The organism is uncultured Rhodococcus sp. (assembly GCF_963525155.1).
Lineage (GTDB): Bacteria > Actinomycetota > Actinomycetes > Mycobacteriales > Mycobacteriaceae > Rhodococcus_F > Rhodococcus_F qingshengii.
Genome location: NZ_CAURKP010000035.1, coordinates 12,947 through 37,869, shown reverse-complemented (window position 1 = coordinate 37,869; position 24,923 = coordinate 12,947). Strand labels below are relative to the sequence as shown.

Annotated in this window: 27 protein-coding genes; 12 read left to right on the top strand and 15 right to left on the bottom strand. The window is 61.6% G+C overall.

The annotated features are described in order from the left end of the window. Positions 1-301 precede the first annotated feature (301 nt). Positions 302-1,015 (top strand): FadR/GntR family transcriptional regulator, encoded by a 714-nt coding sequence (locus RWT78_RS10545; RefSeq protein ID WP_054800661.1) that lies wholly within the window; start codon positions 302-304, stop codon positions 1,013-1,015. A 49-nt stretch (positions 1,016-1,064) separates the two neighbouring features. Continuing rightward, positions 1,065-2,300 (top strand): MFS transporter, encoded by a 1,236-nt coding sequence (locus tag RWT78_RS10540; RefSeq protein ID WP_314675545.1) that lies wholly within the window; start codon positions 1,065-1,067, stop codon positions 2,298-2,300. 338 nt (positions 2,301-2,638) lie between these two features. On the opposite strand, the gene RWT78_RS10535 is transcribed toward RWT78_RS10540, so the two are convergent. Then, the gene (locus RWT78_RS10535; RefSeq protein ID WP_037128920.1) at positions 2,639-3,295 is read right to left on the bottom strand and encodes an alpha-ketoglutarate-dependent dioxygenase AlkB; all 657 of its coding nucleotides are present in this window, start codon (positions 3,293-3,295) and stop codon (positions 2,639-2,641) included. 94 nt (positions 3,296-3,389) lie between these two features. On the opposite strand from RWT78_RS10535, the gene RWT78_RS10530 reads away from it, so the two are divergent. From RWT78_RS10530 to RWT78_RS10520, 3 genes are read left to right on the top strand one after another with little or no spacing between them, the layout of a single operon-like run. Next, positions 3,390-3,734: a helix-turn-helix transcriptional regulator gene (locus RWT78_RS10530; protein WP_003939956.1), complete on the top strand. Its 345-nt coding sequence runs from the start codon at positions 3,390-3,392 to the stop codon at positions 3,732-3,734. Between the two features lie 2 nt (positions 3,735-3,736). Further along, complete coding sequence (locus tag RWT78_RS10525; RefSeq protein ID WP_003940319.1) at positions 3,737-4,219, top strand: SRPBCC family protein; 483 nt, start codon at positions 3,737-3,739, stop codon at positions 4,217-4,219. A gap of 40 nt (positions 4,220-4,259) precedes the next feature. Next, a complete protein-coding gene (locus RWT78_RS10520; protein WP_007729747.1) occupies positions 4,260-4,688 on the top strand; it encodes a VOC family protein in 429 nt (142 codons plus the stop codon). Positions 4,689-4,713: 25 nt separating this feature from the next. Here RWT78_RS10520 and RWT78_RS10515 read toward each other — a convergent pair whose 3' ends face one another. Genes RWT78_RS10515 through RWT78_RS10495 form a run of 5 tightly spaced genes read right to left on the bottom strand, consistent with a single transcriptional unit; the run spans position 4,714 to position 8,533 of the window. Then, positions 4,714-4,944, bottom strand: a complete 231-nt coding sequence (locus tag RWT78_RS10515) for an Ada metal-binding domain-containing protein (RefSeq protein WP_314675544.1) — start codon at positions 4,942-4,944, stop codon at positions 4,714-4,716. Then, positions 4,934-5,653: a 2OG-Fe(II) oxygenase gene (locus RWT78_RS10510; protein WP_003939767.1), complete on the bottom strand. Its 720-nt coding sequence runs from the start codon at positions 5,651-5,653 to the stop codon at positions 4,934-4,936. Before RWT78_RS10510 ends, RWT78_RS10515 begins: the two co-directional genes overlap by 11 nt. 21 nt (positions 5,654-5,674) lie before the next feature. Further along, on the bottom strand, positions 5,675-6,694 hold the full coding sequence (locus tag RWT78_RS10505; RefSeq protein WP_003940637.1) for an ABC transporter substrate-binding protein: 1,020 nt from the start codon (positions 6,692-6,694) through the stop codon (positions 5,675-5,677). Beyond that, positions 6,691-8,067 carry an MFS transporter gene (locus RWT78_RS10500; RefSeq protein ID WP_003940475.1) on the bottom strand — a complete coding sequence of 459 codons (1,377 nt, stop codon included), beginning with the start codon at positions 8,065-8,067 and terminating at the stop codon, positions 6,691-6,693. The genes RWT78_RS10505 and RWT78_RS10500 overlap by 4 nt, the downstream gene beginning before the upstream one ends. A 46-nt stretch (positions 8,068-8,113) precedes the next feature. After that, positions 8,114-8,533 (bottom strand): MerR family transcriptional regulator, encoded by a 420-nt coding sequence (locus RWT78_RS10495; RefSeq protein WP_003940592.1) that lies wholly within the window; start codon positions 8,531-8,533, stop codon positions 8,114-8,116. 132 nt (positions 8,534-8,665) lie between these two features. Here RWT78_RS10495 and RWT78_RS10490 point away from each other — a divergent pair, with 132 nt between their 5' ends. The 3 genes from RWT78_RS10490 to RWT78_RS10480 all read left to right on the top strand — a co-directional run bounded on the left by RWT78_RS10490 (position 8,666) and on the right by RWT78_RS10480 (position 13,075). Then, complete coding sequence (locus RWT78_RS10490) at positions 8,666-10,075, top strand: AarF/ABC1/UbiB kinase family protein (RefSeq protein WP_003940433.1); 1,410 nt, start codon at positions 8,666-8,668, stop codon at positions 10,073-10,075. 77 nt (positions 10,076-10,152) lie between these two features. After that, on the top strand, positions 10,153-11,880 hold the full coding sequence (locus RWT78_RS10485) for a helix-turn-helix domain-containing protein (protein WP_314675543.1): 1,728 nt from the start codon (positions 10,153-10,155) through the stop codon (positions 11,878-11,880). A 79-nt stretch (positions 11,881-11,959) separates the two neighbouring features. Next, the gene (locus tag RWT78_RS10480; RefSeq protein ID WP_314675542.1) at positions 11,960-13,075 is read left to right on the top strand and encodes an NDMA-dependent alcohol dehydrogenase; all 1,116 of its coding nucleotides are present in this window, start codon (positions 11,960-11,962) and stop codon (positions 13,073-13,075) included. A 58-nt stretch (positions 13,076-13,133) separates the two neighbouring features. Here RWT78_RS10480 and RWT78_RS10475 read toward each other — a convergent pair whose 3' ends face one another. Both RWT78_RS10475 and RWT78_RS10470 read right to left on the bottom strand, forming a co-directional pair. Next, positions 13,134-14,036 carry an alpha/beta hydrolase family protein gene (locus RWT78_RS10475; protein WP_314675546.1) on the bottom strand — a complete coding sequence of 301 codons (903 nt, stop codon included), beginning with the start codon at positions 14,034-14,036 and terminating at the stop codon, positions 13,134-13,136. Positions 14,037-14,330: 294 nt separating this feature from the next. Beyond that, complete coding sequence (locus tag RWT78_RS10470; RefSeq protein ID WP_003940245.1) at positions 14,331-14,921, bottom strand: heme-binding protein; 591 nt, start codon at positions 14,919-14,921, stop codon at positions 14,331-14,333. Positions 14,922-15,105: 184 nt separating this feature from the next. On the opposite strand from RWT78_RS10470, the gene RWT78_RS10465 reads away from it, so the two are divergent. Then, on the top strand, positions 15,106-16,275 hold the full coding sequence (locus RWT78_RS10465; RefSeq protein WP_058038292.1) for a sensor histidine kinase: 1,170 nt from the start codon (positions 15,106-15,108) through the stop codon (positions 16,273-16,275). Continuing rightward, positions 16,272-16,901 carry a response regulator transcription factor gene (locus RWT78_RS10460; RefSeq protein ID WP_314675541.1) on the top strand — a complete coding sequence of 210 codons (630 nt, stop codon included), beginning with the start codon at positions 16,272-16,274 and terminating at the stop codon, positions 16,899-16,901. Before RWT78_RS10465 ends, RWT78_RS10460 begins: the two co-directional genes overlap by 4 nt. Before the next feature lie 21 nt (positions 16,902-16,922). Here RWT78_RS10460 and RWT78_RS10455 read toward each other — a convergent pair whose 3' ends face one another. The 6 genes from RWT78_RS10455 to catA form a co-directional block, all read right to left on the bottom strand. Next, entirely contained in the window at positions 16,923-17,288 is a 366-nt protein-coding gene (locus RWT78_RS10455; RefSeq protein WP_003939951.1) for a hypothetical protein, read from the bottom strand. Between the two features lie 17 nt (positions 17,289-17,305). After that, entirely contained in the window at positions 17,306-18,769 is a 1,464-nt protein-coding gene (locus RWT78_RS10450; protein WP_314675540.1) for a benzaldehyde dehydrogenase, read from the bottom strand. Positions 18,770-18,923: 154 nt separating this feature from the next. Continuing rightward, positions 18,924-19,880, bottom strand: a complete 957-nt coding sequence (locus tag RWT78_RS10445) for a helix-turn-helix domain-containing protein (RefSeq protein WP_314675539.1) — start codon at positions 19,878-19,880, stop codon at positions 18,924-18,926. Positions 19,881-19,886: 6 nt separating this feature from the next. Further along, the gene (catC, locus tag RWT78_RS10440; RefSeq protein WP_003940264.1) at positions 19,887-20,168 is read right to left on the bottom strand and encodes a muconolactone Delta-isomerase; all 282 of its coding nucleotides are present in this window, start codon (positions 20,166-20,168) and stop codon (positions 19,887-19,889) included. 13 nt (positions 20,169-20,181) lie between these two features. Then, positions 20,182-21,303: a muconate/chloromuconate family cycloisomerase gene (locus RWT78_RS10435; protein ID WP_003940572.1), complete on the bottom strand. Its 1,122-nt coding sequence runs from the start codon at positions 21,301-21,303 to the stop codon at positions 20,182-20,184. A 29-nt stretch (positions 21,304-21,332) separates the two neighbouring features. Beyond that, the gene (gene catA, locus RWT78_RS10430) at positions 21,333-22,172 is read right to left on the bottom strand and encodes a catechol 1,2-dioxygenase (protein WP_003940427.1); all 840 of its coding nucleotides are present in this window, start codon (positions 22,170-22,172) and stop codon (positions 21,333-21,335) included. Between the two features lie 199 nt (positions 22,173-22,371). Between catA and RWT78_RS10425 the strand changes: the two genes are divergently transcribed. Further along, on the top strand, positions 22,372-23,142 hold the full coding sequence (locus tag RWT78_RS10425) for an IclR family transcriptional regulator (protein WP_314675537.1): 771 nt from the start codon (positions 22,372-22,374) through the stop codon (positions 23,140-23,142). On the opposite strand, the gene RWT78_RS10420 is transcribed toward RWT78_RS10425, so the two are convergent. After that, a complete protein-coding gene (locus tag RWT78_RS10420; protein ID WP_314675536.1) occupies positions 23,139-24,077 on the bottom strand; it encodes an AraC family transcriptional regulator in 939 nt (312 codons plus the stop codon). The genes RWT78_RS10425 and RWT78_RS10420 overlap by 4 nt on opposite strands. Positions 24,078-24,350: 273 nt before the next feature. Between RWT78_RS10420 and RWT78_RS10415 the strand changes: the two genes are divergently transcribed. Then, positions 24,351-24,920 (top strand): flavin reductase family protein, encoded by a 570-nt coding sequence (locus tag RWT78_RS10415; RefSeq protein ID WP_269610750.1) that lies wholly within the window; start codon positions 24,351-24,353, stop codon positions 24,918-24,920. Positions 24,921-24,923: the final 3 nt, after the last annotated feature.

Here is a 24,923-nt window from a genome sequence, read left to right as displayed (position 1 = left end):
TCTCCGAGCCGTGTGTTTGGGTGCTGCACGACGGCCCGGAAGTGACCGACCAGCCCGCGTGGACGCTGGAATCGCAGCAATGACCCGCACGTGAGGGCCTGCTGGGTATGAGGTTCCGCGAGGAATCGATCGCAGTTGCCCTCCGAGTCGAGTCAACTGCCCCGTGCGCGGTCGGCAGGAGCACTCACGTGCACGCAGACATGCCGAAGGGCGGTACCCGCCCAGGCCGATCCGAACCTGAGTGCCCTAGATCACAAAGGTAAACCTATCCACAAATCGCCAAATGTCCTACATTTGACTCATGCCGGATCCCCGTATCGCACCCACCGCACGCAACATCCCACTTTCAGTGCAGATCGCGGAACAACTGCGGTCCCAAATCACCTCCGGTCACTGGGAACTAGGACAGAAGATCCCAGGCGAGCATCAACTTGTCGAAATGACCGGCGCGAGCCGCAATACGGTCCGGGAGGCCATTCGCGGCCTCGTCCATGCCGGCCTCCTCGAAGCGCGCCCGGGAGACGGAACCTACGTCTGCGCGAGCTCAGAACTCGAGATTGCGCTCCAACGACGTGCAGCGGCGGAGAACGTGCTCGAAATCTTCGAAGCCCGTGAAGCTTTGGAGCTCTACGCCGCCCGACTCGCAGCCGAACGAGCCCTGCCCGAAGACATCGACCGAATGACTCGGGCTTTGGATGGCCGAGACGCTGAGCCCGACGTCGCCAAATCCGTCGAGTACGACCTCGACTTCCACCTGGAGATGTTCGCAGCGAGCGGGAACCAACTGATCACGGACATCTACCGCAGTCTCGATCGCTCTGACACCATGAGCATCCCACAAGGTAAGTCCGACAAGGAGACTCGACAGCTGTTCATCGGACCTTGGACCGACGACGACCCACACCGGCAGCTGCTTGCGGCCATCCGTGACCGCGATCCGGACGGCGCAGCCGCCGCAGTGGTCCGACTGATGGACCACAGCCGATCCCTCTTTCTGCAAAACATGCCGAAGTAGCTGACACACAAGAGGTTCAGCGCACAGACAATCTCAGAAGGGCACACCTATGGCTAACGTCATCTCCGACACCGAAAACGTGGCGTCTGCCCCGAGCGCGATACCGATGATGCGCCGAGGACTCGTTATCGCTGGCATTCTTCTCATCGCAGCCAATCTTCGAGCCTCAATCACAGTCGTCGGCCCGCTACTCGGTGAGGTACGCACCGATCTCGATATCTCGTCGACAACAGCATCAGCGCTGATCAGCCTTCCACTGCTGTGCTTCGCAGTGTTCTCCCCCGTTGCCCCGGTCATCGCAGCTCGGTGGGGAATGGAACGGACACTCGCAGCAGCACTCGGCATGCTCGCCTTAGCGATCGTGATCCGCTCTGTTCCGTGGATGCCTGCGCTGTGGATCGGTACCGTATCGCTCGGCATGTCCATCGCAACAATGAACGTTCTACTGCCGGCGCTCCTCAAACGAGACTTCCCGACCGAAGCCGGCCGTTTGACCGGCATCTTCTCGGCAGTCTCTGCAGCTGTCGCCGCAACCGCATCCGGACTTGCCGTGCCGATCGCCGGTCTCACCGATCACGGTTGGCGGATCGCATTCGGAATCTGGGCTGCTATGGCTCTCATAGGATTTGGGGTGTTCCTTCCCCAACTTCGCCGACGCACGCTTCCGAAACACGATCACGCTGCGGCTTTGGATCCCCATCCAGGCGGCCATCGCTCCCCCTGGCGCTCAGCACTCGGGTGGCAGATCACAATATTCATGGGCGTCCAATCTCTCTTCTTCTACACCGTTCTGACATGGTGGCCCACCATTGAAGAATCACACGGCACTACCGCGGCTACCGCCGGACTGCATCAAGGCATCATGCAAATATTCTCGATCGTCGGCAGCCTCCTCACAGCAGTGCTCCTGCACAAACTGCCCAAGGATCAGAGAGGAGCCGTCCTCGGGCTGGTGTCGGTCGCCGCAGTGGCAGTTCTCGGCCAACTCCTCCTCCCCTCCTGGGCCCTGCCGTGGAATGCATTCCTCGGCATCGGCATCGGCGGATCGATTGTCATTGCCTTGTCCTTCTTCGCAATACGCACTGTCAATCACGGTCAAGCAGCGGCACTCTCGGGTATGGCACAGTCCGTCGGATACCTTCTGGCCGCCACCGGTCCCCTCGTTTTCGGTGCACTGCACGACGCCGTCGATTCCTGGACGACTCCTCTGATCGCGTTGCTGGTGCTGCTGGCCGTGCAACTCGTCTTCGGCTCCCTCGCCGGCCGCAACAAGACACTGGGGTAAGCGAATCACGGTCGCCTCGAATCCACCCACCAACCTCCCCAGACCCGTGACGCGACCCGAACTGTCGTCGACGTGCCGAGGTCCGAGGATGTCGACGAGACAGCGGGGCTCCCTCAACGGCCTACCGAATTGCACCCGGCCCATCCCCGACTGGTGGATCGGAGCCGGAAGTCGATAATGAGGGCATGAACGAGACACAACCCCACAACCTCGAACGAGAGCGCTGGCGCACGCTGCCAACTCCACCGTCGACCGAGTTGATCGAGATGGTCGGCGGACGGACCTTCGAGCGCAGACTTCGACCCTGCTGCACCAGTGGCACAGCAGGGGTGAGACAGTCACGACATTCCGGTATCCCGCAGGGTGATGTTCAGCCGCCCGGACGGCAGACCTATGTCGGGACTTGCACTTCCCGCAATAACTTTCGGCACTCCGTGATATGCGAACCGAGACTCTCCACCGAAGACGAAAAGATCACCCGAATGGAGTTCGACGTCGGTGTACGGCTTGTTCCGGTTCTCGGAATTCCCGAATCGAAAGACACAACTCTGCCCGACACTCAGTGAGACGACGGGAGCGTCGCAGCGCTCGTCCTTGTCCTGGTGCATGCCCATCCGAGCGCCCTCGTCGTAGAAATTGATCAGCGCGGTGTCCGGCGTGTACCGCTCCCCCGCAGTCGGATCATCATAGGCAGCGGCAACTGCGGCCCGGCCGAGGTCGACGAGCCAGTCAGGCACCGCTGCGACAGGCGCACCGTTCACGTCGTCGGCGGTGCGCGTGTACTTGTACGGCTGCCAATGCCAACCGAGACAGACTGTTTGCACCGACATCTTGTGCCCACCAGGGACAACAGCGGAGCGCATCGGTACGGGTGCGGTCGCCCACCGTCTGCACTCGGCCACCAAGAAGCGTTGCTGTTCGACGCTGAGCCAATCCGGAACGAGGATCGCCCCCGGCGCCACTTCCAATCGTGGCCGAGGAATCAGAGCGTTCATGGTTTCCACGCTAATCGGTTTCGAAGCATTGACACCCTCTGCATGGGCTCGTATCGTAATCAACAGGTTGGTTGATAAAGGAGATGGTTGACAAGTGATCGTGGATCCAGGGGCAGACGAGCGTCTCGACAAAGCGTTCATGGCACTTGCCGACCCGGTACGACGGCGGATCATCGCCCGCCTGAGCACCGGCCCCCAAACGGTCAACGAGTTGGCCGAGCCGTTCGAGATCACGAAACAGGCCATCTCCAAACATATTCAGGTACTCGAAGCCGCGGGTTTGGTCACTCGCAGCCGCGAAGCCCAGAGGCGGCCGGTACATCTCAACGCCGCAACTCTCGAGGCTTTGACCGCCTGGATCGACCGCTATCGACTGATCCACGAACAACAGTTCCGCAAGCTCGATCACCTACTCAGCACCACACAGAAGGAGACTTAGCCATGGCTACCACCAATCCCGTCACCATCACGGCTCCTGAGGGCGTGCCGTACATCGACATCACCCGCGAATTCGACGCACCCGTCAGTGCCGTCTTCGCAGCTCATTCGAATCCCGATCTGGTCAAGCAGTGGCTCGGCCCCAACGGATACGAGATGGAGATCGACGAATACGAGTTCGTGAGCGGCGGTCGATACAAGTACGTCCATCGCAACCCCGAGGGCGAAGAGTTCCGGTTCAACGGTGTATTTCACGTCGTTCGCGAGAACGACTTTGCCATCCAGACCTTCGAATACGAGGGATTTCCCGACGTCGTCAGCATCGAATCGATCACGTTCGAGGATCTGGGCAACGGACGCACCCGCCTCTCCGGCCATTCCGTATATCCGAGCCTCGAAGCGCGAGACGGAATGATCGAGAGCAATATGGAGCTCGGCGTCACCGAAGGTTACGAACGCCTGGACAAGATCGTCGCGCAACTCTGACCACCTGTTTGCCCGAACCTCCTCAGCGAAAGGCAGTTTCATGGACTGGACCCTCGAAGTAGTCATCGTTCCCGTCAGTGACCTCGACCGCTCCATCGAGTTCTACCGTGACAAGGTCGGTTTCGATCTCGACCACCACACCGTCAACGAACACATGACGGTCGCCCAGCTCACTCCGCGTGGTTCGGGCTGCTCGATCGTCATCGGGAACCTGCCGTCGCAGACCGAGATGACCCCTGGTTCGTTGAAGGGATTGCAGTTGGTCGTGGCCGACGCTGCAGCGGCTCGCCAAGAGCTCATCGGCCGCGGCGTCGATGCCAGTGAGGTCACCGTCTTCGACGAGCGTGACGGGGGCACCTTCTTCGGATTCGCCGACCCGGACGGCAATACCTGGGCTGTCCAGCAGCTGAAGGTCCGCGGCGACAAGCCGCTCATTCCGAAGGAGTACCGCGACCGCTTCGGCGCGTAGCAACTGCCTTCCAGGCTGCGTAACCTTATGGCATGCAGACGGCACAGGGGCGATAGCCGGCCGCAATCGCGGTCGGCTCGTCCGCGAAGAACACCCGACTGGCGACATACCCGCCACGCGCGATTGCCTGCGCAGCCCCTCGACAGTCGAGTCGCCCGTAGATCTTCGTTTTCCGGTGCCCGCCAAGCACACCGGGCGTCGAACTCTCGTAGGATTTGTTGCGAGCGTCGCGGAGAATGTACGTCTTACTCGGCATCGTGAAGCACCAATCCCAATGTTCGACGCGTACCCGAGTGCACCACGCTGACACCATGTCGCACAGGGGCTCTCGACCACCCACGAGAACTCTGCACCGGTCGATCCCGCGTGGTGAAGATCAACGCGTGACCTTGCCCGAGAACTGTCACCGTCCCTTTCGACTGGGCGCGCGGCCGCTGTTCCACGAGCAAGAACTCGCCGCCGGCGTGGTCGATGCGAGGTCTGTCGAGCCCGATCACGACTTGCAAGGGAAACATTAACTCTCCGTACAAGTCCCGATGCAATGCATTCCAGTCACCAGGTCCGTAGGACAGAAGGATCGGGGTAGGGCGATTCTGACCGGCGTCGTGACACTGATCGATCCATTCTTCGAAAGAATCCGGCCACGGTGCACCCTCACCCAGCTTGAACGCCCACTCCCGCGCCACGGGCAGGAGGTGTCGGTAGAAGGCGGATCGCATAGCCGTGATCGGCTCCGGTACGGGATCACCGAAGTACCGGTACGCCCCTTGGCCGAAGCGGTATCGAGCCATGTCGACGGTGCTCCGGAACCGGTCGACCTCCGAGTACCAGGAAGCAATTTCGCGACATTCCGACTCGTCGAGTATCGGCGTCGTCTGGGCACACCCACTGGAGTCGATTCCCTCGATCAGCGCAGGCCAATCGAGGGAATCAACTCGAGCAGACAGATCGGTGAAGAGGTCCATACGTCGTAGACGACGCGGCGGTCAGGAATGTGAGAATGCCAGCAGCTGGTCAGCCAGATCGTTGTACGTACGGGCGATCCCGGCATAACTGAGCACGGGTTCCGGATTCCAGGTGCCGATCTTCCCCTCCTTCACCGCGGACAAGTTGGACCACGCAGGATTGGCGCCGAGCGTATCCAGTTGCAAACTGGACGGGCGATCGTCGAGGAAGATCATGTCGGCCGGATAGTGGTCCGCCATCTCCCAAGCCAGTTTCTCGACGTAGACCGACGATCCCTCGGCCGGATCGACGACGGCAAGGCCCAATCCCGCCAGATCTGCAAGGATCGGGAAGCCCGAACGACTGACACGAATCGTGTCCGGATCTGCGGACGCGAACAAAACCTGTGAATTATTCAGCGAAGAAGCAACTTCGGAGATCCGTGCACGCGCAGCGTCGTAGTCTTTTCGCTGAGCCTCCATATCCTGGTCCGCCCCGAGTTCCACGGCCAGTTCCACGATCTCTTGCACGGCTCGGTCGATGGTTCCTGCTGCCGTTTCCACGAACAGTACTGTCGACAAGCCTTTCACCGCATCCAAGTTCGCCTCGTCGAGTAGTGCCGAACCACGCAGCTGAGGGACTATGACGACGTCCGGCTCCAGCGCAGCGATCTTCTCGAGTTCCACTTGTCCCCAGAGCTGCCCGACCATCTCGGTCTTCGAGAAATCCAAATTGCCGGAGATGCTGGTGTCCGTTGATCCCGGCGATCGTGTAAGTGCCCCGAAAACTCCGACAGGCACCAGTCCGTAATCCCACAGAGCACCCGCGATACCGGTGTAGGTGACAAATCTCCTTGGTGGTGAATCCAATTCGATCAGATTGCCGCGATCATCGGTGAAGGACCAGCCTGCATCGCCTTCGCCCCCGGCGTCTGCGTCCGAACGCGAGCAACCGGCCGCTGCCAGCGCAGCAGCCAATCCTGCTGCAGCGCCGAGGAACCTGCGGCGATTCCAGTCCATCTCGATACGCCGGTGCGGTCGTGGAGTGAACAGCGTGGTCATGTGTGTGCCCTTTCGGCGATTGGTTGAACTGTTGCAGGAGTTGACGAACGAGAAAAGAGAAGGATCGACACCAAACCCGTGAGCATTCCGACTCCGGCACAGAAGACCAACGGCCACAGCAAGGCGAACTCGTCCGGACCGACGAAGAGCGAGCCGCACAACGCAATTCCGACGGCAAGCCCGAATTGACGCGACGAGTTGGCTGTTGCCGAAGCCGTCCCGGCGCGCTCTGCCGGGGCGTCCGACATCGCGGCACCCGGCAGCACCGGCGACACCATCGCCGAACCGACACCGGTCAGAATCAGCCCGGCGATCAGTGCGGGCCAGACCGGCTCGGCGAGAACGTACAGCATGGCCACGCAACCGATTCCGCAAAGGATCGTCCCGAATCCGAGCGACAGTCGAAGGTCGACGCGCTGAAGCCGTGATCCACACAAGGCCGATACGAAGACAAAAGCGAGCGGTTGAATCGAGAGCACGAGTGCGGCCGCCGATGCCGACAGTTCCAGCCCGTTCTGCAGCCACAGTGAAAGGACTACGAGCGGGCCGTAGGCCGCGAGGTAGTACCCGAAAGCAGCGACGAGGACGCCGTCGAATTTCAGGGATCGGAACAATGCCGGATCGAGCATCGGACTGCTGCCTCGACGCTGCCAGAACACAAACGCCGTCAGCGCACCGATTGCGATCAGGAAGGCAAGAGCTGTCGACGACGAAGCCCACCCGATGTCGCCGCCCCACGTCACGCCGAGAACCGCGGCAACGGCAGCGAGGGTGAACAAAACGATTCCGGCCCAGTCGATGTTGTCGTCGCCGCGCTCACTGTCGGCGAAACAGAACACAGCCATTGCGAGCGCCACTGCGGCCACGGGGATTCCGGAATAGAAGACCGCACGCCAGTCGAAGAACTGCGTCAGCAGCCCTCCTGCAACATTGCCGATTCCCGCCGCCAATCCAGCGACGGCACCCCACGCGGCAAATGCCACGTGCCGATCGCGGCCCGAATATGCGTCGCCGAGCAGAGGCAGGAGTGTCGCGAACATCGCCGCACCGGCAATTCCTTGCGCGCCGCGAGCAACGACCAGAACCGTGACGTCCGGAGCAATCGCGCACACGGCCGTTGCAACCAGGAACACGACCAGTCCGCAGATGTAGAGGCGTTTGCGTCCCCACGCATCGCCGAGTGCGCCCATGCCCACAAGAAGCGCGGCAAGAGCCAGCGTGTAGGCGTCGACGACCCATGACATCGCGCCCGTACTGCCGTCCAAACCGACTGCGATGGCCGGCACCGCGATCGTTGTGATCGTGGCGTACGTCAGTAACAGGAAAGTTCCGATGCATGCGGCGATGAGCGGCAGCCATCGTCGTGCCGACATGGTCAACCTCCGGATAGGGCGGTAAGTGCGCCCTAACTATGAAGGTTCAAGTCAACTTGAAGTCAAGCGCCGCTTCGACACGAATGTCGAGCTGCTCGAGCAACCACGGGCACTGCATCGGACGCTCTTGCCGACACGTCAGGTGATGCTCGAGTATCAGTTTCGCTCGGTTGGCTGCGGAGATCTGTGCCTCGAGCGTCGACACTTGATCTGCGAGAACTGTGAAGAACTGCTCGGACGTGGTGTCGGTTTCGATGAAGGACCGCACCTGCTCCAAGGACATTCCCGTCTCGGTGTACATCCGGATCAATGCCAGCCGTCGCAGCTCACGCTGCCCGTACCAGCGTTTGCCGCCAGTTCGCGACCGCGCGGACAGCAGTCCTTCGTCCTCGTAATACCGCAAGGTCGACGCCGCGATTCCGAACGATTTTGCAACCTCGCCGATCGGGATCAAGTGCTCACGCATTCACCGATCGTAGGCTGAATGCGTAGGCGGTTCCGGCAGTTATGTGTGACTTGGCATACTGACTAACGGAAGGGGTCGCGTAAGTGATCTCACGGCAAAATGCTGGATGCGCTCGTTGAACGAGGGAGAGCTGTGCTGGATCCAACGCGACCTGTCGGGCCGTACTCGTCAGGAGTGCCCGCCACTGCCCTCGAAGTCCGCATGCCGGACCTCGAACGCTTCGGCCTCGCCCAGTTGTGGCGTTCCGCGATCATCGCCGTCGTGTTGTCCACGTCGATCATGCTGGCACTGATCGTGTGGCCTTTCCGCAAGCGTGGACGCACCTGGGCAGACGCTGCTTCCGACGGGATGGTCGACGGCTTCATCGCGCTGGGGCCCACCTTCGTCAAGCTCGGCCAACTGGTCGCGTCGTCGTCCGGCCTGTTCCCGGCCCCCGTCGCCAATGCATGCCTACGCTGCCTCGACGATGTTCCGTCTTTCCCGGCCGAGCAGGCCAGAAGCGTCGTGCAGAAGGACCTCGGTTACTCCGTGGACGACCTGTTCGCGAAATTCGACGACGTACCTCTCGCGGCCGCATCGGTAGCGCAGGTACACGCGTGCGTTCTGCACGACGGCCGAGAGGCGGTCATCAAGATCCAGCGTCCGGACATCTATGCGCGGATGCTGATCGACCTGCGGGCGGCGTACTGGGGCGCGAACATCCTCGAGAAATTTGTCGAGTTCCTTCGAATTGCCAATGCCACCGCCATCATTCGCGATCTGCACAACGCCACGATGACGGAATTGAACAGCGCGGTCGAGGCCGACCGGCAAACCACTTTCCGGAACAACATCAGTGCGTTCGGCGACAACAAGGGAGTCACGACACCAGAGGTGTACTGGGACTACTGCGGCCCCCGAGTCATCTGTATGGAACGCATGCGAGGCGTTCCGCTCGATCGGTTCGTCGCCGGTCCGGACGGTATCGACGAAGCCCGCATGCTGATCCGACGCGGAGTGAAGGTCTGGCTCGAATCAGTCATCGTTCACGGTCCGTTTCACGGCGACGTACATGCCGGGAATCTGTGGGTCCTCGACGACGGCCGGATAGCGATGCTCGACTTCGGCATCGTCGGCGTCCTTCCCGAGACCTGGAGATCCATCCTTTCCGACATGTTCCGAGCCACCCTCATCGACGGTGATTTCGCCCGTGTCGCCCGCGGAATTCGATCCTTGGGATATGCAACCGACTACGAGGTCGACGACGATCAGCTCGGTATGCAGGTCGCAACGGCCCTGGCCCCGATTCTCGGCCGTGACCTGGGTGAACTCAAGCTCAGTGAATTGATCATGGCACTGATTCAGTTGGGCAAGCAGTGGGGCGTTGCGAGCCCCGAGGAATTGGTTCTTTTCGGTAAACAACTCGGATACTTCGAGCGATATGCGACGGCTTTGGCACCTGGTTGGGTGATCGGACAAGACCTTTATCTGTTCAAGAACGTTTTTCCAGAGGCAGTCGCCGAAAAGGTGCAGGAACTCGGCATCACCATGCCTGACGAATAAATTTGTCCCCTATTTCCTTATTCTGCATTTCGTCTGTCGGGGTTAGCCTGTAATGACCCACTGGCCGAGGAGCAAATGTGCAGCCACTTTCTGTAGCCCTCCCGCAAGCGTCGACAGGTCCGAGGAGTAACGGGCCGAGTGTCGGCACCACCCTCGGCGCCCTCATGCATTCCACGGACAAGTCCGTGATCGAGCTTCTGGAAAGCCCGGACGGACTCGATGTCGAAATCCGTTCGATCGCCCTCGTCGAGTCCTCCGATATCGACGGCACCGACAGCCGTGGTGCGATCTCCGACATCTACCTCCCCGTGGGGGTTCCCGAATCGACGATGACGCAGTGGCTGCGAAAGTTCGAAGGCAGGCCGGCGAGGCGTCGTCCGAAGCTCTTGCTCGTCAAGAATGCGCGCGAGGCGACGACGCTTCTCACCGCCGCACGCAACATCGGAATCGCAGTGGCGGCGGTACATCCGCAGGCTAGTTCCGGACACGTCTATTCACTCGTACAACGACTTCTGACACAGAGCATGTACCGTTCGCGGGCCGTCTCAGGAGCTGTGGCCGGTGGCGATTCGGATCTGTTCGCGCTCTCGGAGACGATCGCCGAATTGACCGGCGGACTCGTGACGATCGACGACACGGCACTCCATGTCATCGCATATTCAGCTGCTCACGAAGGTGAAGACGAACTCCGTCAGCTCTCCATACTGGGCCGGGAGTGGCCGATCGAATACACCGAATGGATAGAGCGCAGAGGCGTGTTCGAGCATCTCAGGCGATCGGACGAGGTCATCAGTCTGCCCTCCGAGCCGAGCATCGGCGCCGCGCACAGGTTGGCTGTGAGCATCACCCGCCCGGACCTGTCAGCGCCGACGGGTTCTGTTGCACACCAACACAATCTCGGCAGCATCTGGGTGCAGCGCGCCTCTGAACCTCTTTCCGACGACGCCCAAGCGGTATTGCGGGGTGCAGCGGCAGTCGCCGCACGCATTCTCATGCGAACCTTGGACGCCTCCAGCCGCGAGAATGCCCAATTGCAAAGGCTGTTCGGCGTTCGCTCCGGCGGAGTCGACATGCACTCGCTGGCCGGCTCCTTCGGCATCAACACCGACGGACCGTCTGCGGTCATCGGATTTGCGACATCACTCGCGCCCGGATCGAATCTCGATCGAATCACCAACGCCTTGCGCCTGCGCGCCAGCGCATTCCGCAGCGACGCGGTCACAACGATCATCGACAACCGGATCTACGTGCTGTTTCCTCAGGCCGAACACGAGGTCGCGATCAGCGACTGGGCTTACGACACCGTGCGAGTAGTCGAGGCCCGTGCGGGCATCAGCGTGCGCGCCGCCGTCGCGGTCCCGATCGCGCGATTGCACGGCGTACCCGAGGCGCGTCGAGAAGTGGACCGCGTGCTCGATACCACTGATGATCACGAAACCTCGAAGGTCACCACACTCGCGGCGTCACGCACCGCGGTGTTGCTGGGCGAGATACTCGACCTCGTTGCTGATCACGAGCGATTGCGGGACCCTCGTATCGACAGACTCGTCTCCTACGACGACAAGAACACCTCTGACATGCAGTTCACGCTCACGGCCTACCTGACAGCTTTCGGGGATGTGAAGAAGGCCGCCTCGTCTCTGAAAGTACATCCGAACACGCTGCGCTACCGCATTCGGCGCGCTGAACAGATCATGGGCATTTCGTTGGACGAGCCGGATACGCGACTGCTCACCGAACTACAACTCGCCATCTTGGGACGCACCCCGGACGAGTCTGAAAGATACGAAACGTCCGATCAGTGAGATAGGCCTCGAGCCCGTCCTGAACTCTCGAGTAGACAACTGAGGAAGCCGAAGAACAACTCTTACCTCAGGAGATACCTTGCGCACTCGTGGAGCCGTCATTCGCCAAGCACCAGGCACATACGAGGTGGTCGATCTCGAACTCGATTCACCCCGCAGCGGCGAACTCACTGTCAAAATGGTCGCCTCAGGCCTGTGCCACTCGGACGATCACATCGCCAGCGGCGACCACGGAGTCGGCCGCTACCCCATCTGCGGCGGACACGAAGGCGCCGGAATCGTCGTCGAGGTCGGGCCGAACACGGAAGGATGGTCCGAGGGCGATCATGTCGTGTTCTCGTTCCTCGCCGCCTGCGGCCGTTGCCGTTGGTGTGCAAGCGGAATCCAGAACCTCTGCGACAACGGCGCCGCCATCATGACTGGCAGCAGACCCGGCGAAACCTCGAGTTACAGAATGTCTCTCGACGGTCAGCCCGTCGCACAAACCTGCGGCCTGTCCACCTTCAGTGAATACACCACGGTCAGCACTCTCTCGGCTGTGAAAGTCGACAAGCACCTGCCACTCGACGCTTTGTGTCTGCTCGGCTGCGGCGTCGGAACCGGTTGGGGCGCCGCGGTCAACTCCGCTCAGGTGTATCCCGGGCAGACTGTCATCGTCATGGGCGTCGGCGGAATCGGAATCAACGCGGTGCAGGGCGCCTCGCATGCCGGCGCCGCCCACGTGATCGCGGTGGATCCGGTTGCGTTCAAGCGCGACAGTGCAGTGAAGTTGGGCGCCACCCACGCCGTGGCCACCATGGAGGAAGCCACCGACATAGCGCGCTCGTTCACCAACGGCCAGGGCGCGGATTCGGCCATCGTCACCGTCGGTGTCACCACCGGAGAACATGTCGCGCAGGCATTCTCGTCGATCCGCAAGGCAGGAACCTGCGTGGTCACCGGCCTCGGGAAGATGACGGACGTCGGAATTCCCGTGAGCCTGATGGAACTCACGCTGTACCAGAAGAGAATTCAGGGATCCCTGTTCGGTGCATCCAATCCCACCGCCGACATTCCCTGGATGATCGATCTCTACACCAGCGGCAAGCTCGAACTCGACGGACTGATCACCAACCGATACACCCTCGACCAGATCAACGACGGTTTCGCCGACATGCATGCCGGTCGCAACCTCCGTGGCATCATTACCTTCTGAGCGAGTTCTCTCCGGACTTTCGATCGAGAGCAAGTCCGGAGAGATCCTCACTACAGCTTCACCAGGCATTCATGGTGTCGAGGATTTGTCCTCTGGCCATCCACAATTCAGCAGACCAATACGGCCACGAGTGAATTCCGGTGGGCGGAAAGCTGTACGTCGCTGGGATTCCCAAGGATTTCAGGCGAATTTCGAATGCACGCGCGTGCACCCACGAGAGCGCCTCGAGCCCCATACCCGTCGCCGTGTGGAAGTAATCGATCGGCGCAGAGGGATGATCGTACGGTCCCGGGATGCCGTTGGACGACGAAATGTACATCGACAGTCCGCGAAGCGATTCCGCGTTGACGAACGGATCGTTGCGAAGCCATCCGGATGACCACGGCGGGCCCCACATCGAATCGACGTTGTACCGGCCGGCGTCGAACATGGCTACGCGGATCGCTTCACGCATACCCGGACCCGAGATATTGATGTAGCCGGACAGCGAGCCGGCGAACTTGAACTGATCCCGATGATGCCCCGCCAGGTTCAACGCGGCACTGCCGCCCATCGACAACCCGATGATCGCATTGTTGGTTGGTGAAACGCCATACCCTGCAAGGAAGTCCGGAAGCTCGCGGGTGAGGAACGTTTCCCACCTGTACGTTATCGGCTGAGCGTTGAAATTGGACGGCGCGTACCAATCCGTGTAGAAACTCGACTCACCGCCGACCGGCATCACCAACGTGATGTTGTCATTGCGGTACTGATCGAGTGCGTTCGTTTCGAAACTCCAAGCATTTCTGTCGTTTTGCGCGCGAAGACCGTCGAGCAGGTACAACGCGGCGTTGCCACCGCGCGCGGCCCACTGCACCTGAACCTTGATGTTTCCCATCGAAGACGGGACCCACAACTCGTCGTACCCACCCCATGGCGCCGAGCGCGCCGGAGTAGCACTCGCGGCGGTCGGACCGAACATACCGCCGAGCAGGAATAAAGACAACAACGCCGCTACGAGCACCCGCACCCACCGTGTATTGCGTTCGGGCAACGTGAATCTGATTCTCTGCAAGGTTGTGTCTTTCCCCGAAACTGCGCATCAAGAAACTCGCTTCGGTAAGTGCATCGTCGGTTCCACTGTCGACGTGTTTGTCCCTTTCCGGGGGCTCCGGTGTTACAAAGTCGAGGTCATCGCAACAATCGGACAACTGTCGTGCCGAGCGAATCCAGGTGGCGAAAAGCACAATTCACGAAGCACGCTGAATGCGCTCACTCAGCCGAGTGACGAAGCGATCGCATCACGACCTGCGGCAGCACACGCTTGGTCCTGCATTCCGTCTGGAGCGCCACCGACACCGATACCGGCGATCGACCCGGCTCCAGCCTTCAATGTGACTCCACCTGCAAGGAAGAGAGTGCCGGGAAGGTCAGCGATGGTTGATCCTTCGCCTTTGGTACGCTGCGAGAGGTCACTGGTGTCGGCTCCGAAAGCTGCAGAGGTGTATGCCTTCTCGCGTGAGGCTTCCACCGTGTGCTGGGCTGCGTTGTCGCCGCGCACCATGGCGATGACATTTCCCGCACGGTCTACGACGGAGACGGTGACGAAGCCGAGACCGTCGGCGCGGCATTTCGCCAGGGCCGCACCAGCAGCCTTCACTGCTGCGTCGGCACTGAGTCGATTCTGAGTGACAATCGCCGAATCACCGGTCGCGGCAGGCTGCTGCGTGGCAGTAATCGACGTCGTGCTCGATGCGTTCGCCACCGGTGTGTCGGTGGTCGAGCATGCGGCGCTGGCAAGGATTGCGACAACCGGAACGGCGACAGCGAGCGTACGGGGAAGTCGTGTGTAAATGCGGTGGTTCATATCGGGCACACTTTCAATCGAATGGTTCGAAACCGTCCACTACAGCGTCGCGTCCGAGGGCGGGTGCGCACATCGGGCGCTCGGGTGACGAACCGTGCCCCCTACGGCTACCCGGATATCATCCGAATGGTTGATACGACGGCCTGGTGCCCTCCGTAACATTCGAGGGATGAGTAACGGAGCCATGAACGCCGACGCCGAACGCGGCCTACGCGGCCCGTTGGCGTATGCGATCCACGCGTCGTTCTTCGTACTGCTGTCTACATCGGGAGTTCGGTACGTCACAGTCCACGGGACCAGCGGTCGGTTCGGGGTGGTACTCGTCCTGGCCGTGGTCCTCGCCCTGCTCTACGCCGTCATGGCCACGGTGTCCTCGCGAGATGTGGTTCGCCAACGGCTGTGGATGTGGCCGGTACTGAGCGCATGGGCAGCGCTGGTCTGGCTTGCCCCGAGTTTCGCGTGGTGTGCGTTTCCCGTTCTCTTCCTCTGCATTCGTCTGTATCCGAGCAAGATCGCCTACCCCCTCGTCGGGATCCTGGGCGTCCTCGCCGGTGTCGCGTTCTACCGGGTCACCGGTCGTGCCGAATTGGTGACACTTCTCGGGCCGCTGTGCACCGCGGCACTGGTCGCGGCCGCGTACGGGCAGATGGAACGAGATGCCCGAGAACGCCTTCGGCTTCTGCGTCAGGTAGCAGAAGCGCAATCTGCATTGGCAGATACCGAACGCGCTGCCGGCGTTGCCGCTGAGCGAGAGCGCCTCGCGCGCGAAATCCACGACACCGTTACCCAGGGACTGGCGAGCGCCCTTCTACGGCTCGAGGCAGCCGAACAAACGTGGAATACAACGGGTTCGCCGTCTCGAGCCGATGTCGATGCCGCAGCAGAGAACATCCGAACGAGCTTGATGCAGAGTCGCGACCTCGTCCACGATCTGGCGCCGACCAAGGGCGGTACGGGCGACTTCGACGCCTTGGTCGTGGCCGCCGCCCGCCAGTTCGTCCCGGCCGTTCGGATCCGCACCGTCGGTGAAGCCGTCATCTTGCCCTCGGACGTAGCTCATGCCGTCGTGCGAGTGGTCTCGAGCGCGTCCTCCAACATCGCCCGCCACGCTCGCGCCGAAACGGCGGGCGTGACGATCACGTATCTCGACCACTCCGTCTCCGTAGACATCTTCGACGACGGCGTCGGCTTCGATCCGGGAAAGCTCGCCGACCATTCTCGGTACGGTGGATACGGCCTGCGTGCGATGCGAAGCCGCGTCGCACAGCTCGGCGGATCGTTCACCGTGGAAAGTGCACCGGGAGACGGCACCGTCGTCGCGGCCCAGTTCCCGCTCGAACGGAGGATCCGGTGACCACCACCATTCGCGTGTTCCTCGTCGACGATCATCTGGTCGTGCGAGCCGGGCTGAGAGCGCTGCTGAACACTCAGGCGGACGTCGAAGTAGTAGGCGAAGCATCGTCCGGCGAGGAGGCGGCCACGGCGATACCGTCGGCCTCACCGGATCTGGTGATGATGGATCTGGACATGGGCACCGGCATGCACGGTGCAGAAGCGATCAAACGCCTGCGAAGCGACGGTGTCGATATTCCCGTACTGGTTTTCACGACATATGACACCGACGCCGACGTCGTGCGGGCCGTGGACGCCGGTGCCATCGGTTACCTACTCAAGGACTCGACGCCCGACGAGATCTTCGGCGCGGTGCGCGGCGCGGTAGCCGGGCGCAGCGTTCTCTCTCCTACTGTGGCCTCTCGTCTCGTCCAGCAGATGCAGCGCCCGCAGGAAGCGCTCACCGCCCGTGAGTCCGAACTGCTCAGCCTGCTCGCCGAGGGGATGACCAACCGCGAGCTGGGTAAAGCACTCTTCATCAGCGAAGCGACGGTGAAAACACACCTCGGGCACATCTACGCCAAACTCGGTGTCGATAACCGCTCTGCCGCAGTGTCCGTCGCACTACGTCGCGACGGAATACGCTGACCTCGGTGGCGGCCGAACAGCTCAGCCGCCCATCGCCTTACGCACTCCGTCGATCAGTTCGAGGAATTCAGCCTTGGGAGCAAAGTCGACATACTCCGAGTCGTCGATCGCTCCGGGAACGTGACCGGGTGCCCAGTAGAACACGTCGCCGGCATCGTAGGTTTGCCGACCTGCTTCGGAATCTGTGTAGATCCTTCCTTTCAAGACGTATCCGTAGTGCGGACATTGACAGCGCCCGCCTTCCAATTGTGCGAACGGTTCGGCAAAGTCTGCACCAGCAGGGATTTTGACGAAGTTGACGATCATGTCGCCTTCTTCTCGCATCCGCAGTTCGAATTCGCCGTCCTGCAACACGATGGGAAGATCATGAGCCGAGATGGTGTGCATAGGAGTACCTTTCGGCTTCAGAAGGGGAAGGTCTGCGCTGCTGGCCGGCTGGTTCGCCACTGCCAGGTGGTGAATTCGTCCCAACTGCTTTGAGTTCCGAATCTCGCGCCGTTTCCGGAGGCACCCGTGCCACCGAATGGTGCATAGGCATCGTTGTTCAAAGTCTGATCGTTGATGTGCACGATGCCGGTACGCAGTCGGTCCGCGATCCGCTCGCCGCGTTCAACCGATCCTGTTTGAATGGCAGCAACCAGACCGTATTCGCTGTCATTGGCCGACCTGACTGCCTCGTCTTCGTCCTTGACGATCACGACGGGCGCCACGGGCCCGAAGATTTCTTCACGGAACGCGGGCATGTCCGAGGTGACTCCGGCCAGGACGGTCGGCTGATAGAAGAGCCCTTCGTATGTTCCACCGGCGCGGATTTCGGCGCCGGCCGCCTTGGTGCCCTGGACGATTCGATCGACGTTCGCAATCTGCCGCGCGTTGATGAGCGGTCCGAGAGCGACGTCGCCTGTATTGGGATCCCTGACCGGCAGGACCGCTGCGCGCTTGGCCAGCAGGTCCAGGTACTGATCGGCGACCGATTCCAACACGATGTGGCGGCCTGCGGTCATGCAGACCTGCCCCTGATGCAGGAACGAACCCCACGCGCCCGCCGAGCTCGCGGCATCCAGGTCTGCGTCGTCGAGGACGATCAGCGCATTGTTCCCACCCAGTTCCAGCGAGACACGCTTGAGCGTGCGACCGGCAGTTGCCCCGACCTGACGGCCGACGGCGGTCGAACCCGTGAAGGACACCATCGCGATGCTCGGGCTCTCGCACAATGCCTGACCAGGTTCCGCGTCACCGGCGAGCACATGCAGGAGGCCTTCGGGAAGACCTGCGGACGTGAACAATTCCGCGATGACCGCACCCCCGCTGATCGCGGTTTGAACATCCGGCTTGAGAACGACGCCATTTCCGAGCGCCAAGGCGGGGGCGACAGCGCGCATGGCGAGGAGAAGCGGGAAATTCCACGGGCTGATCACGCCGACCACACCCAGGGGCACCCGGCGACCGATGCTCGTGCGCCCCTCCTGGCTGGCGGGCAGGAGGTGCCCGAACGGCTGTGTCGGCAGTGCCGAGGCTTCCCACAGTTCGGAGATGACAAGATCAACTTCGAATGCGGCTTTCCCTGGTACGGAACCACCTTCACGGATCAACCAGCGCTCCACCTCGGCTCGCTCGGCTTCCAAAATCTGCGCTGCCTTACGGATCACCGAAGCGCGAGCCTGCCCGATCGTCGCCGCCCACGCCGGCTGCGCGGCCGACGCGATGTGTGCCGCTCGATCGATATCCGCAGCAGTCGCCGTGCCGATCACACCGAGCACCTCGCCGGTAGCCGGTTCGAGCGACTCGACGGTGTCACCGCCTCCGTCGATCCATTGGCCGTCGAAAATCTTTCCGTGCCATTGCTGATGAGCGAGCAGATTCGTCATGCGTTCCTCGATTCGTAGCTTTCGCTGCGGTCCTCGCTGTTCGTGGACCTGAGCTCTTCGCGAGCCTGAAAAAGCGATCTGAAACACACTCTGCCCCGGTATTCGGGCTCCCAGTTGTCGTGATCGGACACGTTTGTTGTTCGGATGCGACAGATCAGTGACGTTCGCGGGCGTTCGGATCAGGCGAGTTACGTACTTCCGACGGCGCCGCACCGAATTCCGCTTTGAACGCACGCGAAAACGCTGGTGCGTCATGGAAACACCATCGTGCGGCCAGGATGGAGATCGAATGACCCCGCAGTGAGACGTCGGTGAGATCGCGGCGTACGCGGATCAACCGTTCGCGGCGAATCAGCGCACTGAGGGTCAGATCCCCGTCACCGAAGTGACGCTGAACGGTTCGCGGCGACAGGTGCAACGCACCGGCAATCGACGCGACCGAGAGGTCTGGTGAGTCGAGATTCCGAAGCGCATATCGCAAGATCTCCTCTCGCGTCGAACGTCCGGGTGTCGCGGGCGCAGATCCTTGCATCAGAACTGCCGAAGCGAGATTGACTCCAGCATCTCCGAGAAGCCCGGCTGCGCTGCCGTCGACCTGGGATGCAACAGCGCCCGAGATGAAATTTTCCAGCAATGCACCGGACCCACGCCGACCGTCGTGGGTGCGCTCGAGCGCGCAATTCAGTTCTCGCTCGGTCAGACTCACCGCACTGCGCGGTAGGGTCATGACGGTGCACGACCAGTGACCGTCGAAACGCAGCGCGTACGAATGCTCGACGTCGTAGAGAATCATCGCGCCGGGCGGGGCCGTCAACTCGCGGTCCGATTGGCGCAGTATCGCGCTCCCGGTTCGGACCGTGCAGATCTTGAGCAGATCACTACCGTGTCGCTTTGCTGCGCGTGCGCTCCGCCGCAGTATCTGCGGTGAACCGGAGATGTCGAAAGCGCCTACGTCCCCGAGACTTACGCCGCTGACCGTACCGACAGGCGCGGCATCGACGGAACTCTCGGGGCACAGGCCACCGAAGGTCTCCGACATCTCGCAGTGCCACTGCTGCACAGATTCCGGCAGGCTCGGAGGCGTGGCAGACACGGCAGACACGGCAGACATGGCGGGCTACTTGATCGAAGATCCGTGCTGCGTCAACGGCATGACCTCGATGGTCATGTACGGGAACAGGGGCAGGTTCCAGAGAATCTCATGGAGTTCGTCAGCCGACTCGACATCGAAGATGCTGATGTTGCTGAACTGTCCCACAATTCGCCACAGATGCACCCACTTTCCCTGTCGCTGAAGGTCTTGCGAGTACGCCTTCTCCGTTGCGACGGTATCGGCGCGTACTTCCGGATCCAGGTCGCGCGGAATATCGACGTCCATCCGAACGTGAAAGAGTGCCATGTTCTTCTATCCTCTAGTTCCTGGTCCAGGTCTTGACGGCGTCCATGTTCAGTTCAACTCCCAGGCCAGGTCCGGCGGGGAGGTGCAACTGACCCTCGGAATACTTCAGGGGTTCCTGAAGCAACTCTTCACTGAAGAGCAGTGGGCCGAAAAGCTCTGTTCCGAAGTTGATTCCAGGCTCGGCGCACGCGAAGTGCAACGAAGCGGCGGTGCCGATCGGGCCTTCGATGGACGTCGCACCGTGGCACGCGATACCTGCGGCCTTGGCAATCGCGACGATGTCGCGGCTGCGCTGGAGGCCACCACATTTGGTGGTCTTGAGGGCGATGACATCGGCGGCGCTCCGGCGGGCGATTTCCAGAGCGTCGTGTGGGGTCTGCACACTCTCGTCGGCCATGATCGGAATCGGTAGAAGCCTACTGAGTTCGGCAAGGACCTCGATTTGGTCTGCCGGAGTGGGTTGTTCGATCAGTTCGACTCCACCCTCGGCGAGTTGTGGCAAGTACCGCAGGGCAGTGAAGCGATCCCACCGTGCGTTGACGTCGACACGGACTCCGGCGTGGCCGTCCAGCGCCTGCGCGATGTTGACGATGCGCGCAACGTCGACTGCTGGATCGAGTGCTCCCATCTTGAGTTTGAAGCTGAAATTGAGCCGGGATTCGAGCTTTTCGTGAGCTTCCTCGATGATCTCGTCCGCCGGCGCAGCACCCAGTGCCCACGTGACGTCGACACTCTCGCGGAAAGCCCCGCCGAGGAGCGTGTGCACGGGGACTCCCAGGCTACGCGCCCAGGCGTCGTGCAACGCCACGTCGACGGCGGCCTTCGCGAATCGTGCATTGGCAACAACTTTTTCGATGTCGGCCATGATCGCGGTGATGTGATCCACGCGCCTGCCGACCACCACCGGCGCGATGTACTTCTCGATGATGACCTGCATCGTCTCCACCGATTCGCCACCCCACCACGGCCCGCCCGGAACGACTCCTTCGCCGTATCCGATCACCCCGTCGGAGGTGCGAATCGCGACCAGCAACAACGGCTGCGCCGTCATCGACGTGGTGGCGAACTTGTGGGGGCGAACCAGCGGAACGTCGAGGATGGTCGTCTCGATGGAGACGATCGACAGGTCTGTCATCAAATCACTTTCTTCAGAGCAGTTGTGGATCAGGCCGGATCGAGCACGAAGTCGTATGTAACCCGGTTGGTTCCGTCGGCACCTGGCTTCGGATCGAGAATCAGTTCGGGCTTCGTCGCCGTTGCCACGTCGTTCTCGATCCACTCTCCATCCTTGAAATAGAGCTGGGTGGTGATGGTGCGCTTACCGGGAGCCTTCACCATGAGGTGCAGGTGAGCCGGACGCCACGGGTGCCAGCCGGCCTTCTCGATGAACCAGCCGGTGGGGCCGTCGGTCGGGATCTGGTACGGCGCAGGCTGAATCGTGGTGATCTCGAAGCGTCCCTCGTCGTCGGCGACGATCGTTCCGCGGAGGTTGCCGTCGGGGATGTGCGGCGCGAAATGGGAGTAGTAGCCCTCGTCGTCCGCGTGCCAGAGTTCGACGGTTGCACCGCCCAACCCCTTGCCGTCGAGATCGCGAACCTGGCCCTCGAAGACCAGCTTCGATCCAACCTCGTTGTCACGCATCGGAAGTTCACACTTGGCAGGCAACGTCTTGGCATCGGCAACGTAGTACGGGCCCTCGATGCTTCCCTTGGTGCCGTGCTGGCCGCGGTACGCGACCTCCTCGACGTTGTGCTCGAGGAAGACGTCCAGCCACAGGGGCCACTCGCCGAACTGGCCGATGTCGATGAGCCACTGCTTGAGGACGCGGTACTCGGGGTAGGTGATGCCGTGCTTGTCGATGACGCCTGCGAGTGCCTCGAGCACGTCCTTGGCGATGGCCGAGACGCGTTCGGGCGGGGTGTCCGCGCTGACTCGTTCCTGGAGGAACTTGTCGGTGGCGGCAGTACCCGAACCTACTGCGGTGGGGCTCTCGGAAGTGGTCATGTGGTCCTCCTCGGGGCCGTATGTGGCTGTTACCGGGTGGGTGCCGTACTGCTGGGCTGCGTCGGCTCCCCAAGTTTGGGTTGTACGCTCTGCGTACATCTGTTACGCTGTGCGTACGCTTGTACTGTGCGCCCAGTCACAAGGTTTGTCAACCTTCGAAGGCGTCGATCGGGCATACCCGCAGATGAAAGGCCTTTCCGTGAGCGAGAACGATCGCGATTACATCCAGAGCATCGAGCGTGGATTTGCTGTGCTGACGGCCTTCGACGAGAAGAACCCCAACCCGTCGCTCGCCGATCTTGCCGCCGAAACGGGTCTCTCCCGCCCAGCGGTCCGGCGCATCCTCCTCACGCTGCAGAAGCTCGGATACGTCACCGGCAACAACAGTCGGTGGTCGCTCACCCCACGCGTTCTGAGCATCGGGCAGCACTTCTCGGCATCACATGCCTTGACGGAGGCGGCGCTCCCTCGCCTGTTGGAGATCGCAGAACACACCCACGAGTCGGCGTCGCTCGGGGTGCTCGACGGTGTCGACGTGGTCTACGCCGCGCGTGTACCCGTCCGGCGGATCATGAGCATCAACGTCAGCGTCGGCACCAGAGTGCCTGCATATGCCACCTCCATGGGTCGAGCCCTGCTAGCTTGGGCGCCAACCGAAATCGTCGACAACGTCATCGCGAACTCCGCGTTCGACGCCCTCACACCCACCACGATCACCGACGAAGGCGCATTCCATACCGCCCTCCGGGTGGTGCGCGAGCAGGGATACGCGCTCACATCGGAGGAACTGGAAGACGGCCTGATTTCCCTCGCTGCTCCCGTCCGCGACGCCGGTGGAAGCGTCGTCGGAGTGACAGCGTGTTCGACCTCGGCCGGACGAACATCCCCGGAAGCTTTCCGCGCCGACGTCGCGCCGTTCCTCGTCGAGAAGGCGAATCAGCTCAGCGCGGACATGGGGCACCGGAGCTAACGCCTCAACACCTCGGAAGGCAACAATCCGTACTTACGCCGAAACGACGACGCGAACCGTCCGGTGTGCGTGAAACCCCATCTCACAGCGACATCGGTGACCGTCGTCGAGTCGTCGGCATCCACCAGATCTGCATGGACCCGCTCGAGACGGATGTCGAGCAGGCATTCCGACGGACTCCGGCCCACGTACTGCCGAAATCCCTCCTGCAATCTCCGTACGCTGACGCCCGCCACCTCCGCCATCTCGGCTGCGGTCCACACGCGGGCCGGGTCGTCGTGCATCTCGTCGAGCACCCGCTTGACGATACGGGGCCTGGCGTTACACACCGCGTCCTCGCTTTCGGGCATTGCGGCAAGGACGAATGCCGTGACCACGGCGCCGGAGAGCTGACCTGCCACCAGGTCGTTGTGCAGCACGCCGACCGGGCCGAGTATCTGATCCGACAGTGAGCGAACAAATTTCAGCCATCTGGCTCCGTCGTCGCCCCGAAGATCCACCTGATCAGGCAAGTGCATTCCGGGTCGACCGAGAACCTTTTCCATCTCACGGTCGAGGTACTGACGGTCCATCCGGACTCCGACGATCTCGCAGTCCGCACTCCACCGCGTAATTCTCGTCGTGATGTCGGGTGGACATACCGTCGCAACACCCTGCGTCGAGAGCACGTGCGAGCCCGCGAACACCGACTCGAGCTCGCCCGAGAGCGGGATGTTCACCCCATAGGCACCGGGATGATCGGATTCGACGGCGACGTCAGCTCCCCACCGAATATGAGCGATCCTCAGCGGTCCCAACTCGGTGGTGCACACCCCGACTCCACTGGCCGCATGCCGAGACAACGGCGTCAGCGTGTGCGGAAAATAGGCGTCCGAAACCGCATGACACGCCTCGTCCCAGTCGCGGGGAGCAGTACCGATCATGGAGTCGACCATCGTCCTTCTTCACCTTCCAAACCCGTGACCAGCCACATTGCCGAGCAAGGGCGCTGAACATCATTGAACACTGTGTCCCCGGTCACTTCCAAGAGAAAACGGGTACGGGCCGCGATCGGGTGCGCAATCCGGATAGCCACCGCGCTGTACGGATCGACCGAAGCCTGCGCCCGCCGTACGTTCGTCTTCACTCCCGGCGCTAGTCGCCCACTACTTCCCTCCCGCACTTCGCGGCACTCTCACTCACCCGCCATCCGACAAGGAGGTCCGGTCATGGAACAAAATCAGCTTCGAGGAATCTTCGGTCAATTCGCGAGCGGCGTCACCGTCATCACCTGTACCAATGCCGACGGTCAACCACACGGAGCCACCGTCACCGCATTCACGGCCATTTCCCTGGAACCACGGCTGTGCCAGATCACGATGACTCGCAAGTCCAAGGCGTGCGGCTACCTCGGCAACGCGCCGTTTGCGGTCAACATCCTTGCCTCCGACCAAGTGGACACGGCCATGCATTTTGCCGGCCGACCGCAGCGCACCGAACCGAGGTGGATCGACGGACCGACCGCTCCCCTGCTCGACGGCGCCGCAGCAACCATCTCGTGCGTCCCGTGGAGGGAGTACGACGGCGGTGACCACATCATCTTCATCGGCGAGATCGTCGACGCTCAGTCGAGTGGCAAGGATCCGCTTCTGTTCTACCGAAGCACTTTTCACGATCTAGGCACTACCTCTTCGACCACAGTCTGGAACGGAAGTCAGGACGACCCCCACAGCGGCTGGTTCGACGCCACCACTTCGTTCACCCCGATTCATCTTCAGCCCGCACCCCAAACGATCTGAAAG